This is a genomic window from Myxococcus qinghaiensis (genome assembly GCF_024198215.1).
GTDB classification, from domain to species: Bacteria; Myxococcota; Myxococcia; order Myxococcales; family Myxococcaceae; genus Myxococcus; species Myxococcus qinghaiensis.
Map to the genome: position 1 here is coordinate 17551 of NZ_JAKCFA010000006.1, position 14862 is coordinate 32412.

General features: G+C 69.9%; 14 protein-coding genes. 10 read left to right on the forward strand and 4 right to left on the reverse strand.

Annotated elements, in window-relative coordinates; genetic code table 11:
- Window positions 1-25: 25 nt before the first annotated feature.
- A complete protein-coding gene (locus LZ199_RS12195) occupies window positions 26-1129 on the reverse strand; it encodes a sensor domain-containing diguanylate cyclase (RefSeq protein WP_253993841.1) in 1104 nt (367 codons plus the stop codon).
- A 58-nt stretch (window positions 1130-1187) separates the two neighbouring features.
- Between LZ199_RS12195 and LZ199_RS12200 the strand changes: the two genes are divergently transcribed.
- Window positions 1188-1781 (forward strand): Maf family protein, encoded by a 594-nt coding sequence (locus LZ199_RS12200; RefSeq protein ID WP_253993842.1) that lies wholly within the window; start codon window positions 1188-1190, stop codon window positions 1779-1781.
- A 2-nt stretch (window positions 1782-1783) separates the two neighbouring features.
- A complete protein-coding gene (locus LZ199_RS12205) occupies window positions 1784-2455 on the forward strand; it encodes a YggS family pyridoxal phosphate-dependent enzyme (RefSeq protein ID WP_253993843.1) in 672 nt (223 codons plus the stop codon).
- 27 nt (window positions 2456-2482) lie between these two features.
- Here the strand turns inward: LZ199_RS12205 and LZ199_RS12210 are convergent, their stop codons facing one another.
- A complete protein-coding gene (locus LZ199_RS12210; RefSeq protein WP_253993844.1) occupies window positions 2483-2695 on the reverse strand; it encodes a hypothetical protein in 213 nt (70 codons plus the stop codon).
- 322 nt (window positions 2696-3017) lie between these two features.
- Here LZ199_RS12210 and LZ199_RS12215 point away from each other — a divergent pair, with 322 nt between their 5' ends.
- From LZ199_RS12215 to LZ199_RS12240, 6 genes are all read left to right on the forward strand, one after another.
- On the forward strand, window positions 3018-3824 hold the full coding sequence (locus LZ199_RS12215; protein ID WP_253993845.1) for a DUF3108 domain-containing protein: 807 nt from the start codon (window positions 3018-3020) through the stop codon (window positions 3822-3824).
- 25 nt (window positions 3825-3849) lie between these two features.
- Window positions 3850-5541: a DUF4091 domain-containing protein gene (locus LZ199_RS12220; RefSeq protein ID WP_253993846.1), complete on the forward strand. Its 1692-nt coding sequence runs from the start codon at window positions 3850-3852 to the stop codon at window positions 5539-5541.
- Window positions 5542-5562: 21 nt separating this feature from the next.
- Window positions 5563-6480, forward strand: coding sequence for a DUF3108 domain-containing protein (locus LZ199_RS12225; RefSeq protein WP_253993847.1), 918 nt, complete (start codon window positions 5563-5565; stop codon window positions 6478-6480).
- Window positions 6481-6738: 258 nt separating this feature from the next.
- Complete coding sequence (locus LZ199_RS12230) at window positions 6739-8091, forward strand: hypothetical protein (RefSeq protein ID WP_253993848.1); 1353 nt, start codon at window positions 6739-6741, stop codon at window positions 8089-8091.
- Between the two features lie 47 nt (window positions 8092-8138).
- Entirely contained in the window at window positions 8139-9242 is a 1104-nt protein-coding gene (locus tag LZ199_RS12235) for an imelysin family protein (RefSeq protein ID WP_253993849.1), read from the forward strand.
- Between the two features lie 28 nt (window positions 9243-9270).
- Window positions 9271-10608 carry a di-heme oxidoreductase family protein gene (locus LZ199_RS12240; RefSeq protein WP_253993850.1) on the forward strand — a complete coding sequence of 446 codons (1338 nt, stop codon included), beginning with the start codon at window positions 9271-9273 and terminating at the stop codon, window positions 10606-10608.
- 27 nt (window positions 10609-10635) lie between these two features.
- Here the strand turns inward: LZ199_RS12240 and LZ199_RS12245 are convergent, their stop codons facing one another.
- Window positions 10636-11529: a LysR family transcriptional regulator gene (locus LZ199_RS12245; protein ID WP_253993851.1), complete on the reverse strand. Its 894-nt coding sequence runs from the start codon at window positions 11527-11529 to the stop codon at window positions 10636-10638.
- A 111-nt stretch (window positions 11530-11640) separates the two neighbouring features.
- On the opposite strand from LZ199_RS12245, the gene LZ199_RS12250 reads away from it, so the two are divergent.
- Together LZ199_RS12250 and LZ199_RS12255 are read left to right on the forward strand one after the other, a co-directional pair.
- Window positions 11641-12531 carry an SDR family oxidoreductase gene (locus LZ199_RS12250; RefSeq protein WP_253993852.1) on the forward strand — a complete coding sequence of 297 codons (891 nt, stop codon included), beginning with the start codon at window positions 11641-11643 and terminating at the stop codon, window positions 12529-12531.
- Window positions 12532-12598: 67 nt separating this feature from the next.
- The gene (locus LZ199_RS12255) at window positions 12599-12961 is read left to right on the forward strand and encodes a hypothetical protein (RefSeq protein ID WP_253993853.1); all 363 of its coding nucleotides are present in this window, start codon (window positions 12599-12601) and stop codon (window positions 12959-12961) included.
- 364 nt (window positions 12962-13325) lie between these two features.
- Here LZ199_RS12255 and LZ199_RS12260 read toward each other — a convergent pair whose 3' ends face one another.
- Window positions 13326-14831 (reverse strand): hypothetical protein, encoded by a 1506-nt coding sequence (locus LZ199_RS12260; protein WP_253993854.1) that lies wholly within the window; start codon window positions 14829-14831, stop codon window positions 13326-13328.
- Window positions 14832-14862: the final 31 nt, after the last annotated feature.

Here is a 14862-nt window from a genome sequence, read left to right on the forward strand (position 1 = left end):
GCCGTTGCGGGGTGCTCTCTCAGCTTCAGCGCGCCGGGAAGTCGGAGCCGTTGCCGTTGCCATTCCCCGTGTCGGGAGGGGTGGACTCGGCGACGCAGATGGCGTCCCGGCCCCGGGCCTTGGCCCCGTACATGGCGAAGTCCGCCGAGCGGATGAGGTCCAACGCGGAGGTGGCGTGGTCCGGGAAGGTGGCCACGCCCACGCTGGCGGTGACGCGCACGTCCAGGCCGTGCTCCTGGAGGAAGGAGCGCCCTCGGAACGCCTCGCAGATGCGCTGGGCGATGAGGGCCGCGCCGTCCTGGTCCGTCTCCACCAGGAGGATGGCGAACTCGTCGCCTCCGTAGCGGAAGACGGCGTCCAGGCCGTTGCGCCCCAGGGCCATGAGCAGGTCGCCCACCTCCTTCAGCGTGGCGCTGCCCATCAGGTGCCCGTGCCGGTCGTTGACGCTCTTGAAGTGGTCCAGGTCCAGGAAGACGAGCGACAGCGGGTGGCGGAAGCGCGCCGAGCGCTTCACCTCCGTGTCGAGCAGCGCCCGCAGGTGCCGGGCGTTGTAGCAACCGGTGTGCTCGTCGGTAATCGTGAGTTCCTGCACCCGGCGGAAGTTGCGCGCGTTCTCAATCGCGATGGCCGCGTAGTCGGCGATGGCGGTGAGGGTGGTGAGGTCGTCGTTGGAGAACGGCGGATCCGTGGGGCCGTTGACCAGCTCGATGACGCCCAGCACGTGGCCCCGGGACAGCAGGGGCACGGCGAGGATGGAGCGGGTGTGGAAGGCGGAGGCCGCGTCGAAGCGGGGCGAGAAGCTGGGGTCGCCGCCCACGTCGTGGACGAGCCGGGCCACACCCGAGGAGAAGACGGCGCCCGCGATGCCCTCGCCGGGGTTGAGCTGCAGGCCCTTGAGGACGCCTGCTCCCTCGCCCACGGCGATTTCGAAGTAGAGCTTACCCGTGCGCTCATCCTGGAGGATGAGGGACCAGTTGCGAGGCAGCAGCAGGCTGCTGACCTTCTGCATGACCAGCGCGAGCACCTCGCGCAGCTCCAGCGTGGACGTCAACGCCTTCGCCATCTCGTTGAAGGCGGCCAGTTGTTCCACTGTCCGCTTCATGGCCGACAGGAGGTCCGCGGGATTCATCCGTAGAGTCCACTCCGAGGCGCAGGTCTGCTAAGGACGCGACGCCTGGAGCCGTAACATGCACACGCACGCTGATCAAACGTTGCTCGTCCTGGCCTCGGGTTCTCCCCGCCGCAGGGACTTCCTGTCGCAACTGGGTCTCACTTTTACCGTCTCCGCGGCGGACATCGACGAGACGCCCCGCCCTGGCGAGGAGGCAGGCCCCTACGTCCTCCGCCTGGCGCGCGAGAAGGCCGCCGTCGTGGCCGCCCGCTACCCCGGCGCCTGGGTGCTGGCCGCGGACACCACCGTGGCCCTGGGCTCGGAGCTTTTGGGCAAGCCCCAGGATTCGGCCGAGGCCCGCGCCATGCTCGGCCGCCTGTCCGGGAAGACGCATGACGTCCACACCGGCGTCGCGCTCGCGGGCCGTCACGAGGAGGCACTCGTGGTGCGCACCCGCGTCACCTTCCGGGAGCTGAGCGCCGCCGAGATTGCCTGGTACGTCGGCACCGGAGAGCCGGTGGACCGGGCGGGCGCCTACGCCATCCAGGGCCAGGGCGGCTTCCTCGTCGCCTCCGTGGACGGAAGCCCCACCAACGTCGTCGGCCTGCCGCTGGGAGAGACGCTCGCGCTGATGGAGCGCGCCGGCGTGCCCCTGGCCTGGAAGCGCTGAGCATGGGCTCGGACCTCGCGGAGCGGCTGGAGGCGGTGCGAGCGCGGGTGGCCTCGGCGTGCGCTCGCGCGGGGCGACCCGTGGAGTCGGTGACGCTGGTGGCGGTCTCCAAGCTGAAGCCCGCGGGGATGATCCGCGAGGCCTACGCGGCCGGTCAGCGCGACTTCGGGGAGAACTACGCCCAGGAGCTGCGGGACAAGGCCGTGGAGCTGGCGGACCTGGAGGGCCTGCGCTGGCACGCCATTGGCCCGCTGCAGACCAACAAGGTGAAGTACGTGGCCAGGGTGGCCAGCGCCTTCCACGCGTTGGACCGGCTGGAGGTGGCGCGCGAGCTGTCCAAGCGCCGCGAGGGCATGACGCCCCTGCCCTGCTTCGTCGAGGTCAACGTGGGCGGCGAGGCCACCAAGTCCGGCCTGGAGCCCTCGGCGCTGCCCGACTTCCTGGCCCAGGTGCGCGAGCTGCCGGGCCTGCGGCTGGTGGGGCTGATGTCCCTGCCCCCGCCCACCGATGACGAGGCCCGCGCGCGCGGCTACTTCCAGGCGCTGCGCGAACTTGGGCAACGCCACGCGCTGCCCGAGCTGTCCATGGGCACCACGCACGACTTCGAGCTGGCCATCGAGGCGGGCGCGACACAGGTGCGCGTGGGCACCGCCCTCTTCGGCGAGCGGACCTGAGGGCGACCGGGCAGGCCCGCTGGCCCCTCAGATCTCCTTGAACTTCATGCGGCCTTCCGCGCTGACGCGGACGCTGTACTCGCAGCCGCAGTAGTTGCAGCGCAGCTCGTCACCGTCACCGAAGCCGTCAGGCACGGGGTTGTTGGCGTCGCAGCCCGGGCAGTCGAACTCCTTGTTCTTGCCGCCGCCCTTGGACGACTCCTTGATGTCGTCGTCGTCGAAGTCGTAGTTGCCGGACATGTTTCCGTGCCTCCGTGGCAAGGCGCCGCCTACCTGTAGGCGCCGGGACGGAAGGCTATCAGCGGTGTCGGCCGGTGGACATGCCCGGCTCGCTGGAGGGCGGCCGGGCCTGGGCGGCGAAGAGGCGCCAGGGGGCCCTCGCGTGCGAGACTGCGTCCCCGCTCGGCCCCGGCGTCGCCCCCACGGCCAGGGAACGAGCGTCCGTTGAATGCCCGGGGGACGGGCACGTCCATGGAAATGTGGAGTGGCGGGAATGGTTCGGGGGCAGGGCCTGGCAGGTGGCAGGCAGGCTACTTAACTTCCTAGCGATGGAGCTCAACCGATGCGTGCGCAGTCCAATTGGGGTTTCGCGGCGATGCTGGCGGGCCTGGTCTGGTCGGCATCGGCCATGGCTCAGGAGCCTTCCGCGAACCCGGCGTTCGGCCCCGGTGAGCAGGCACAGTATCGCGTGAAGTACCTCGGCGTGACAGCGGGCACCGCGCAGGTGACGGTGGGCTCTCCCATGAAGCAGTGGGGCGAGGACGTGTGGCCCATCGTCGCGGTGGCGCGCTCCGACGCGCTCATCGGCGTGTGGCCCATCAAGGACAAGTTCGTGTCGTACTGGAAGGCCGGAACGCAGTCCGTCATCGGCAGCGACTTGCACGCGGACGAGAACGGCAAGCGTCGCCGCCAGCGCATCAAGATGCAGGCGGATGGCAAGAGTGTCTTCGTCGTCAAGCAGAAGGAAGGCGAGGCGCCGCGCGAGTCCACCGCCGAAGTCGTCGCGGGGACGCTGGACGTGACGGGCGCCACCTTCGCGCTGCGCAACCGCGAGCTGGCGGTGGGCAGCGAGTTCTCCTACCCGGTGTTCACCGGCAGCAAGAGCTTCACCATGCGCGCCAAGGTGGAGGCGCGCGAGACGATGAAGACGGAGCTGGGCACCCAGGAGGTCTTCAAGACGCGGGTGCAGGCGGAGTTCGGCGGCAGCCTGACGTCGAAGCGGGACATGTTCGTCTACTTCACCGCGGACCCGAGGCACGTCCCGGTGCGGGTGGAGGCGGAGTTTTCGCTGGGCACGGTGGTGGCGGAAATCACCGACTACCAGCCCGGGCGCACCATGGCGGTGGCGAGCGCGGAGAGCGGTGGATAGCACCGCTGGAGAGTGACGGGAGCGGATGGGCGCGGGTTGGGCGTGGGTGGTGCTGGCGGCGATGGCCGCCACACCGGAGCCAATGGTGGTGTCTCCCCTGGTGAAGGTGCGGCCCGGCGCCGCGCTCCAGGGTCGGCCCCAGGCCCGCCTGAGCGTCGCGCGCGGTGAGTGCGAAGGCGTGCAGGTGGTGCTGCCCGGCACCGTCCAGCAACTCAAGGTGACGCCCCTGTTCCTCGGCGGCCCGGGCGAAGCGCTGAGCGCGGCCGTCTGGCGCGAGGGCTATCTCCCCATCCACCTCGCCTCCAACAGCGAGGGCGCCCAGGGCCCGTGGCCAGATGCGCTGCTGCCGCTGAACGCGCCCGTCCCCGAGAACTCCCGGAGCCTGCCCGCCGTCCTCTACGTGGAGGTGTGCGCGCCGGAGAGCCAGTCACCGGGCACCTACCGGGGCACGCTGCGCGCGCGCTTCAACAAGGTGGAGCACGTCGCGGTGCCCTTCACGGTGGAGGTGCAGCCCTTCGTGCTGCCGGCGACGTCCTCGCTGCCCACCAGCTTCGGCATCTCCCTCTACAGCATCGCCCGGGGACACGGGCTCGCCCCCGACTCGCCGGAGGCGCGCGAGCTGCTGCGCGAGTACGCACGCGTCCTCCTGGAGCACCGGGTGAGCGCGCACGGCATGAGCATGACGCCGCCTTCCGTGCGCTTCGAGGAGGGCAAGGCCCTTCTTGACTGGAGCGAGTACGACGCGGAGATGGCGCCCTTCCTCGAAGGCACCCTGCTCTCCTCCGGCGCCCGCTTCACCACCGCCGAGGTGCGCGACAACAAGCACGCCGTCACCGAGGACGAGAAGGTGGCGTACTACCGCGCCTTCGCCGAGCACTTCCGACAGAAGGGCTGGCCCGCGCAGCTCTTCTTCTACGCCAAGGACGAGCCGAAGCCGGAGGACGTGCCCTTCGTCCTCGCGCAGTCGCGTCGGGTGCGCGCCGCGGGGGGCAGCCGGGTGCTCATCACCAGCCCGCTCGACGACACGCTCGCGCCGGCCGCGGACATCCTCGCGCCCACGCTCAACTGCTTCCATCCCCGCTCCGGCCCCGTCACCTGCCCGGCCGTGCATGAGCTCGCGGAGCTGCGCGCGAAGCTGCCCGCGACAACCCAGGTGTGGTGGTATCAGAGTTGTAATTCCCACGGGTGCAACGGCGGCCCCTCGCAAGACTCCGCGCAGGAGCGGGCCTACAGCGGCTGGGCCTCGTACATGGTGGACCACCCTGCCCCGCTCAACCGGGCCATGGGCCCGCTGGCGTTCGCCAGCGGCGTGGATGGCGAGCTCTATTTCGACACCGTCTTCGCCTACAACACGAAGGAGGACCCCTGGAAGGACCTCCTGGAGTTCGGCGGAAACGGCGACGGCACCCTCTTCTATCCAGGCACGCCCGGCCGCCTGGGCGATTCCGGACACCACCCGGTGCAGTCCCTCCGGCTCAAGCACCTGCGAGACGGCCTGGAGGACTTCGAGTACCTCCGGCTCCTCTCCGAGCTGGGAGACCAGGCGTTCGCCCGAGACGCGGCACGTCACCTGGTGCGCACCGGTTGGGACATCCGCCGGGATGCGCGAGAATGGACCCTGGTCCGCCAGGTCGTGACTGCCCGGCTCCGGCAGCGATGGTCCACGTCCGAATTTGCGAAGCGTCCGGGCCGTCACACGCCCAAGAGCACCCCGTAGTCACTTGTGGAAGGAAGAAGGATGAGCTCCCTGCGCACCCTCCTCGCGGCCTGCCTGATGCTGTCCTCCGGCGGCACCGCCTGGGCCCAGCTTCCGGACACGGAGGCCGACAAGCCCGAAGCCGACAAGCCCGCTGACGCGAGCGCGACGGCGACACCCGAAGAGCCACCCCTCACCGTGGAGCCCTGCGCCCAGGCGCTGCCCGCGCTGCGCATGCCGTTGGCCTTCATGCCCGGCGAGGTGCTCGAGTTCGACCTGGACGCCATGGGCGCGCAGGCGGGGAAGATGACCCTGCGCGTCCAGAAGCAGCAGGACGGGCAGATTCCCGTGCTCGCCGAGGCACAGACCAACTCCTTCTTCTCCAAGGTCCGCCGCGTTCGGGGCAGCGCCACCACCTGGCTCAACCCCAAGACGCTGCGCCCCAAGCGCTACGTGGAGGACGCCACGGAGAACGAGATGCGCCGCAAGGTGGAGGTCGCCTTCACCCACAAGGACCGCGCCATCAAGGTGGACTATCAGATCGGCCAGCGCGCCAAGGGCCAGTACAACTACACCTACGACAAGGACGGCCTGGACGTCGCGGGCTCCATCTACCTGCTGCGCCAGCTCCCGCTCGAGGAGAACATGTCCGTCTGCTTCGACGTGTACGGCGTGCGCCGGCTGTGGCGCATGCAGGGCCAGGTCCTCAAGAAGGAGCAGGTGACGACGCCGCTGGGCCAGTTCACCGCGTGGCACCTGCAGGGCACCGCCGTCCGGTTGGACCGTCCCAAGCAGAAGCGCGAAGTCCACGTCTGGCTCTCCGACGACGCGCGCCGCCTGCCCCTGGCCGCCGTGGGCACCCTGGACCTGGGCGCCGTGCGCGCCACCCTCACCTCCGTCAGCCGCCCCGGTGAGAAGCGCCAGGAGGCCGGCCCCGGCAAGGAAGAGATGAAGTGGTGACGAGGGGCTGAAGTCCCCTCGTGAGAGGCCCGGTGGGCGGTATTCCCGGGCCTTTCGTGTTGAACACAAATTGATTCTGGTTTGCAAAATCAAAATCCCGAGCGTAGGGTGCGCGCCGCTCCGATGCGCCCACGCTCTTGCTTCGTCCGTAGCTCCCTGCTGCTCTGTTCCACCCTGCTGCTCTCCGCCTCGGTGACCCGGGCCGAAACTCCGGCCGGACCCCAGGCGACGCCCCCAGCACCTCAGGCCGAGCCCGCCGTGGAGCCGCCGTCCGCGTCCACCGCGCCCCAGGCCGAGCCCGCTCCAGCGCCCGCGCAGCCTGCTCCGGCCGTCGCGCAGCCCGTGCCGGTGGCTCCCGCCGCGCCGCCGGCCTCTCCTCCCCTGGGGCCTCCGCGTCCGAAGATTGACGCCTACGTCACGGCCTACGGTGAGCTGCAGTTCGCGTACTTCAACTACGGCCTGGACCAGAACCGGGCGGGCGGCGCGCAGCGCGACTCGCGCATCGAGTTCGACACCAACCGCTTCGTGATTGAAGTGAAGGGCGCCCTGCCCGACTACGGCCTGGAGGCGGAGGTCGAGGTCGAGTTCGAGCACGGCGGCACCGGCACCGCGATGGAGCTGGAGTACGAGGAGTTCGGCGAGTTCGACCAGGAGCTGGACAAGGGCGGCGAAATCCTCGTCGAGGAGATGTTCCTCTCCAAGAAGCTGGGGGCCAACGCCGCGCTCGCGGTGGGCCGCTTCTACGTGGCGGTGGGCACGCTGAGTGAGTTCTCTCGCCCCACCGACTACCTGGGCACCAACCGCGACGAGGCGGAGACGGGCATCATCCCCAACACGTGGGACGAGATGGGCCTGCGCCTGCGCTACAAGTTCCCCTGGGGGCTGCGGCTCACGGGGCAGTTGGTGAACGGCCTGGACTCCACCGGCTTCAGCTCACAGCTCTGGGCGGTGGGTGGACATCAACGCCGCTTCGAGGTGCAGCGGGCCACGGACATGGCGTTCGTCGTCCGGGCGGACGTCACACACTTCGACGGGTTCACCTTCGGCGTGTCCGCCTATCGCGGCGACACCACGCGCAACCGCCCCAAGGCGGACCTGGTGAAGAGCTGCGAGGAGGCGAACCCCAGGGAAGTGGCGCCGTGCGGCTACGTGTCGGCCCCGCTGACGCTGCTGGACGCTCACCTGTCCGTGCGCAAGGGCCGCTGGAGCGCGAAGGCGCTGGTGATGTACGGCCACCTGAAGAACGCGGAGCTCGTCTCGCAGCGCAACGCGCGCCTGTCCAACCTGCTCGGGGTGATGCGCACGCCGGTGTCCGACAACGCGTTGGCCGTGTGGGGCGAGCTGGGCTACGACATCGCGACGGGGGTGGGGCTGAGCGACTCGCACCACCTCTTCCCGTTCGTCCGCTACGACTACGTGGACACGCAGTTCAAGCCGCGCGAGGAGCTGTACGACAACCCGCGCTTCCGCCGCTCCATCTACACGGTGGGCCTGGCCTACAACCTGATGAACGTGGCGTTCGCGAAGGTCGACTTCGGCCATCGCCGCCTGGGCTCCTCCGACTTCCGGCCGGAGAACACCCTGCGCTTCGCCACCGGCTTCAACTACTGACGTCGGCCCGCGCCGGCGTCTCCCAAACCCCCAACGAAAGGTCAGTCATGAAGCGTATGTCCCTGCCCCTCCGCCTGGCGCTCGCGCCGGCGCTCCTGTCCAGCGCGCTGTTCCTCGGTGCCTGCGGCGACGACGACAACAACCCCACCGAGGACGACTCCAAGGTCACCCAGGAGCTCGTCGTCACGTTCGCGGACAAGGTCGTGGTGCCGACCTATGCGCGGCTGGCCACGCGGCTGACCGAGTTGGACGCGGCCTGTGTCGCGCTGGCGACGGCGCCCACGGCGGAGAGGCTGACGGCGGCCAAGGCGGCGTGGCGGGCGTCACGCATTCCCTGGGAGCAGAGCGAGGGCTTCCTGTTCGGTCCCGTGGACAGCTTCGGCTATGACCCGGCGCTGGACAGCTGGCCGGTGAGCCACACCGAGCTGGAGGCGGTGCTGGCCAACAACGATGCCCTCACGCAGCAGTACGTGAGCAACCTCAAGAACGAGCAGAAGGGCTTCCACACGCTGGAGTACATCCTCTTCGGCAACAATGGTGGCACCAAGACGGTGGCCCAGCTCACGGCTCGTGAGCTCGAGTACATGAGGGCGCTGTCCGCGGAGCTCAAGTCCGTGGGCCAGGCGCTGCACGGCTCATGGGCCGAGTCGCTGGGCGGCAACCCGCCGTTCCGCAACACGCTGGCGACCGCGGGCCAGTCGGGCAACACCGCGTACCCGTCCGTGCAGGCCGCCGCGCAGGAGATGGTGGGCGGCATCACCACCATCCTGGACGAGGTCGCCAACGGGAAGATCGCCGACCCGTTCACCGCCGAGGACCCGGACCTGGTGGAGAGCCAGTTCGCATACAACTCGCTGGAGGACTTCACCAACAACATCCGCAGCGTGGAGAACGCGTACCTGGGCCACCTGCAGGGTGAGCCGAAGACGGGCTCGTCGCTGCGCGACGTGGTGGGCGTGGACAGCGCGCTCGACGTGAAGATCCGCCAGCAGATCGCCGCGTCCATCACCGCCCTGGCCGCCATCGCCGAGCCGTTCCGCGAGTCCATCACCAACGACGCGGAGAAGCCCAAGATCGTCGCGGCGCAGGAGGCCATCCGCACCCTGCACGACACCTTCCAGGGCGAGGTGCTGCCCCTCGTGACGAAGTAACGTAGGGTAGCGAGTGAAGGTGAGCGCCATGCGACGTGCCGTGATGATGGGGGCCTTGCTGTTGTGGACCGCCGGATGCGGAGAGGAGGCCCCCCAGGTGCCCTTCGCTCCGCCGAGGGCGGGCGGGGCCACCACCGTCGACAACCGCACGTCGCTGGCGTTCGCCCAGCCCGCGGCCAATCTGCGCCCTGAGAATGACAGGCTGCACCGGGACGGCGACGCGGCCTTCGAGGCCATCTTCGTCCCGGCGCCTTCTCGTCTGAATCCTGGGCTCGGGCCGACGTACAACAACGTCTCGTGCAACGGCTGTCATCTGCGCAACGGGCGCGGCATGCCGGTGATGGGGCCGACCTCTCAGCGCACCCAGCTCCTCGTGCGAGTGAGTCTCCCAGAGGGCGTGCCCGAGCACCCGCACGGCGCGGTGCCTGTCCCGGGGCTGGGGCTGCAGGTGAGAGACCAGGCCGTCTACGGCACCACGCCGCCGGCCTCGCTCACGCTCTCGTGGGTGGAGAGCACCGGGCAGTACGCGGATGGCGCGCCGTACTCGCTGCGCTCGCCGCGAGTGATTATCGCCCCGTCGGATGGCTCCGCGTTGCCGGAGAACATGCTGATGTCGCTGCGGCTTCCGCCTCCCGTGTTCGGACTGGGGCTGCTGGAGGCCGTGCCGCTCGACACGCTGCGCTCGCTGGAGGACCCGGACGACCGGAACGGTGACGGCATCTCCGGGCGGATGAACGAGGTCTGGGACGCTGCGCTGCACACGCTCGTTCCCGGGCGCTTCGGGTGGAAGGCGAACAGCCCCCACCTGCTGCAGCAGTCCGCCGAGGCGTACTTCAATGACATGGGCATCAGCAGCCCCCTCTTCCCGGAGCCCGACGGGACGCACGAGCTCACGCCTGAGTTGCTGGAGGCCGCCGTCTTCTACTCGCAGTCGCTCGGCGTTCCCGCGCGAGCGGCCCTGGAGGACCCTGTCGTCCAGCGCGGCGAGAAGCTGTTCCGCTCGCTGGGCTGTGAGTCCTGCCACCGTGAGACGCTCGAAACAGGCGCCTCCGCCTACGAGGAGCTCGCGAGACAGGTCATCCATCCATACACGGACCTGCTGCTGCATGACATGGGGCCGGAGCTCGCGGATGGAAGGCCGGATGGCGCGGCCACCGGCACCGAGTGGCGCACGCCCGCGCTGTGGGGCCTGGGGCTGACGCACACGGTGCTGCCCTACTCCGGGTTCCTGCATGACGGCCGCGCCCGGACGCTGGAAGAAGCAGTGCTGTGGCACGGGGGCGAGGCTCTCGCCGCGCGCGATGGCTTCCGCGCGCTGTCCAGCGAGGACCGCGCCGCGCTGATGAAGTTCCTCGGCTCGCTCTGACAGCGGGACGTCCGCCGCCACTCCGGCTCAGGGTGGCAAGGGGCGCTGCTTCAGTGACTCCATCAGGAAGTCGCGGAAGGCGGCCACCTTGCGCGGCATGTGTCGCTCGGCGGTGGAGACGAACCAGACGCTTCCCCCGGGCATGCTCCACTTCGGCAGCACCGGGACGAGGCGTCCCTCGGTGACGTCCGGCTCCGCGAGCATCGTGGGCAGGAAGCCGATGCCCGCGCCCAGGCGCAGCGTCTCCCTCATGAAGAACATGTCATCGCACCGGATGGAGCCGTTCTGCGGGACGCGCATCGTCTCCCCGGGCCCCACCAGGGAGAAGGGCAGCGCGCTCCGGAAGGAGACCCAGCTGTGGCTGGCGAGGTCGCGCGGATGGCGAGGAGTTCCCCGGCGCGCCAGGTACGAGGGTGAGGCGTAGAGGCGCAGCGAGAAGAGCCCCAGTCGACGGGCGCGCAGGGACGAGTCCTTGAGCGTGTTGGAGGACAGCCTGAGCGCGGCGTCGAAGCCCTCGGCCACCAGGTCCACCACGCGGTTGTCCAGGTGCAGGTCCACCTTCACCGCTGGGTAGCGCGCCACGAAGCGGGTGATGATCTCCGCCAGCACGGTGGTGCCCCAATCCACCACCGCCGTCAGCCGAAGCTCGCCCGAGGGCTCCTCCTCCAACTCCGGCAGCTCCCCCACCGACTTGCTCAGCGAGGCGAGCATGGGAGACACGCGCTCATACAGCGCCTGCCCCGCGGTGCTGAGCGCCACCCGTCGTGTCGTGCGGTGGAGGAGCTGCACGCCCAGCGAGGACTCCAGGCTGGAGATGCCTCGACTCACCGAGGACTTCGGCATGCCCAGCTTCTTGGCGGCGGTGGAGAAGCTGGCTCCTTCCGCGACGGCGACGAAGAGCGCGAGCTGATTGAGGTCCATTGTTCCTCCCGTGGAACAGTATGCTCCAGAAGGAGACATTGTGCAGGACGCAGTCCGGGGATTAACCCATGGGCCGAAGCTGAGTTCACCTCGCTGCCCCGGAGAGTCCCCATGTCCGCCACCCTGCTCGTCACCGGCGCGTCCGGCCACCTTGGCCGTCGCGTCGTGGAGTTGCTCCTGGAATCCCACCAGGGCTCGCTCATCGTCACCACCCGGGAGCCCTCGAAGCTCGCGGACCTCGCGGCTCGGGGCGTCACGGTGCGCAAGGCGGACTTCGATGACGCGAAGTCGCTCGACGCAGCCTTCGCGGGCGCGGAGCGGCTGTTGCTCATCAGCACGGACTCGCTCGATGTGCCGGGTCGCCGCATCACCCAGCACCAGAACGCCGTGGACGCCGCTCGTCGCGCGGGTGTCCGGCACGTCGTCTACACGTCGCTGACGCGTCCCGAGCCGGGCTCTCCCGTCACCTTCGCGCAGGACCACTGGCAGACGGAGCAGGCGCTGGCGAAGAGCGGGCTGGGCTACACCGTGCTGCGCAACAACCTTTACGCGGACCTGCTGCTGCACAGCCTCCCTCAGGCCATCGCGACGGGGCAGTTGGTGGCGGCCACTGGCACGGGTTCGACGGCGTTCGTCACCCGCGAGGACTGCGCTCGCATCGCCGTCGCCGCGCTGACGTCCACCTTCGATGGCAAGCGCACGCTGGAAGTCACGGGGCCCTCGGCGGTGAGTCACGCGGAGCTGGCGCGACTGGCGGGCGAGCTGTCCGGTCGTCCCGTGCAGTTCGTTCCGGTGGACGTGGAGCGCCTCAAGGCGGGCATGGTGTCCCACGGACTGCCGGCATTCGCGGCGGAGCTCTATGCCTCGTTCGACGTGGCGGTGGCCCAGGGACTCATGGGTGAGGCGACCGGAAGTGTCGCGGAGCTCACGGGCAAGGTCCCCACCAGCGTGGCGAGCTTCCTGACGAGCCACGTCGAGACGCTCAAGGCCGCGGCGCGCTGAAGCCCTGGGCACCAAGGGCGGGGGTGGGAAAATTGACGGGGTGCTACGGGCCTGTAGCGTCGAGGCCATGCCCCCTCTCGCCCTCGCCGCCCCCGTGCTGTCGCGCCAGGCCGACCCGGTCCGAGTGGCCGCCGAACGACTGGCCCGCGCCCTCCCCGCCCGAACCGATGCGACGGTGCTCGTGGAGCTGCTCGAGGACGACTTGAGGGAAGGACTGGATGCGCTCGGCGACGTGGAGGCCCACTTCTCGGACCTGCTTGGCACGCTGCGCACGGGGCCGCTGACGCCGGTGAACCTGGTGAACGCGGGGGATGACCCGCGAATCATCGAGCGGCTCGACTATCTGCAGCACCTGGTGCTCCAGCTCCGCAAGCGCCTGGCCCAGGCAGCCGCGATGGCGCGGCAGACGCCCCCTTCGCGCGCTCGCTGAGCGCCGCCCGCTCTCCAGGCCTCGACACTGTCGACCAGGTGACATGACCGGCGCCCGCTCACGCGCGGCGTCAGAACCGCTCCACACGCGAACCTTCTACAGGAGGCGCGAGACGCATTCAGCGGACGCCTCGGACTGTCGCCCTTCATGAAGGAGTTTCGCGGCCCTCGGTTCAAGGGAGCTGCCGCTTCCGCTGGCACATTCGCGAGACGCATTCAGCGGACGCCTCGGACTGTCGCCCTTCGTGAGGGAGTCTCGCGGCCCTCGGCTCAAGGGCACTGCCGCATCCACCGGCACATTCTCTCCCGAGGCCAGTGCGCGGCTCGGGCGGCCCTGGCCTCGGAAGCATCGCCCTTCGCGCCCCTCAGTTCGCGGGCGTCCCCGCCGGTGCTGCTGGTCCCGCCGCGGGTGCCACGGTGGAGCCCACGCCCGTCGCGGGCGCCGCATTGCCCGGCAACGGCGTGGCGGGCAGCCCGATGGCCGGCGCCGCGTTCAGTGGCGTGGGAGAACCCAGCAGCGGCGGCGCGGACGCGGAGTTGAGCGGCGCGGGAGCCCCCAGCAGCGCGGCGGGAGGTGTCGCGGGGTCGGCGTTGAGCGGCGGCGCGGTGCCGATGATGCCCGGGCTCACCTGCGCCGTCCCGGAGAACGCATCGAAGCTGGGCGCCGCCGTCAGCGCCGGCACGGAGAACGAGCCCGTCGTCGACAGGTTCGCCGGAGTCCCGAAGACGCTCGTCGTCGTGTTCACGCTCGGGGCCGCCGCTCCCGGCGCCACCGTCGTGAACCCCGGGCTCAGCGCGGGCGTCCCAGGCACCACTGTCGAAGTGTTCACCGGTGGATTCGGCGTGCTCGAAATCGGGGAGACACCGCTCGTCACCTCGGGCTCTCGCGGCGCCACGAGGACATTCGCGCCAGTGCCCAACGCGGCCCCGCCCTCCGTCACCACCTGGCCATCACTCCCGCCCACGCGCACCCGGGTGGTGCCGTCGGGAATGACCAGCGACGCGTCCTGCCCGGCCGTGGCCGTCGTCGACAGGCCGCTGCCTCCCGTCGCCTGCTGCGGCACCGGCGCGGGTGGAAGCAGGGGCGGCACGCCGGGATAGACACTCGCCGGCACCGGCGTCAGCACATACGGATCACCCGTCACGTTGCCCGTGTTCTCCACCACCTCCACCGAGCGCACGGACACCCCATCCACGTTGATGGCCACGTCCTCGAAGATGAACTGGAGGAACCCTCGCGGCTCGGCCTCCGGCGGCAGGTTCCACACGAGCACCACCAGCTCCGTGTCCCCCACACGCGCCTGGCGCAGCATCCGGTGCGTGTCGTCGTCGGCGAACGCCCCCGCGTCCAGCGCCCCGACATGCACGAAGGCCGTGTCCGTCAGCAGCCGCCCGTTGCGCCACACGCTGCCCACGCCCCAGACCGCCACCGCGGCATGGGTCCGGGTCATCGCGGACCACCCCAGCCCGCTGTTGCCGTAGAGGGGGACGTTCAGCAGCACGCCGCCGCCCACCGTATGCGGCGGCGGCTGAGGAAGCGGCCGGGAGGGCGCCTGTCCAAGGGCCTGGGAGGGCGGGAAACCGGCCTGGGACAGCTCCACCCGGTAGTCGGTGGCCCCCAGTTGGAACAACGCGGAGAAGGCCGCCTTGTCGCCGTACGTGGCTCCCGGCAGATCCACCCGGTCTTCGACAGTGAGGTTCGCGCTCCCTCGGCCGGATTCGGCCAGGTCCGTGAAGGGAAGCGGCCCCTGGATGAAGAAAGCGTCCGGCTGCTCGGTCCTCGCGCTGGCCTGGCGGCCCTCGAACGTGAACCCGCCTGGCCCCGCGGCCAGCAACCCGGACAACAGAAACGTGGTGAGAGGTCCCGCCATCGACGCTGCCTCCTTGTGGAACAAGGTAGGC

Bases quoted from the DNA above. Each gene is read 5' to 3' on its own strand.
- LZ199_RS12240 (WP_253993850.1), top strand. From the start codon at position 9,271: ATGCGACGTGCCGTGATGATGGGGGCCTTGCTGTTGTGGACCGCCGGA.
- LZ199_RS12260 (WP_253993854.1), bottom strand. From the start codon at position 14,831: ATGGCGGGACCTCTCACCACGTTTCTGTTGTCCGGGTTGCTGGCCGCG.
- LZ199_RS12235 (WP_253993849.1), top strand. From the start codon at position 8,139: ATGAAGCGTATGTCCCTGCCCCTCCGCCTGGCGCTCGCGCCGGCGCTC.
- LZ199_RS12195 (WP_253993841.1), bottom strand. From the start codon at position 1,129: ATGAATCCCGCGGACCTCCTGTCGGCCATGAAGCGGACAGTGGAACAA.
- LZ199_RS12225 (WP_253993847.1), top strand. From the start codon at position 5,563: ATGAGCTCCCTGCGCACCCTCCTCGCGGCCTGCCTGATGCTGTCCTCC.
- LZ199_RS12205 (WP_253993843.1), top strand. From the start codon at position 1,784: ATGGGCTCGGACCTCGCGGAGCGGCTGGAGGCGGTGCGAGCGCGGGTG.
- LZ199_RS12250 (WP_253993852.1), top strand. From the start codon at position 11,641: ATGTCCGCCACCCTGCTCGTCACCGGCGCGTCCGGCCACCTTGGCCGT.
- LZ199_RS12245 (WP_253993851.1), bottom strand. From the start codon at position 11,529: ATGGACCTCAATCAGCTCGCGCTCTTCGTCGCCGTCGCGGAAGGAGCC.
- LZ199_RS12215 (WP_253993845.1), top strand. From the start codon at position 3,018: ATGCGTGCGCAGTCCAATTGGGGTTTCGCGGCGATGCTGGCGGGCCTG.
- LZ199_RS12255 (WP_253993853.1), top strand. From the start codon at position 12,599: ATGCCCCCTCTCGCCCTCGCCGCCCCCGTGCTGTCGCGCCAGGCCGAC.
- LZ199_RS12220 (WP_253993846.1), top strand. From the start codon at position 3,850: ATGGGCGCGGGTTGGGCGTGGGTGGTGCTGGCGGCGATGGCCGCCACA.
- LZ199_RS12200 (WP_253993842.1), top strand. From the start codon at position 1,188: ATGCACACGCACGCTGATCAAACGTTGCTCGTCCTGGCCTCGGGTTCT.
- LZ199_RS12210 (WP_253993844.1), bottom strand. From the start codon at position 2,695: ATGTCCGGCAACTACGACTTCGACGACGACGACATCAAGGAGTCGTCC.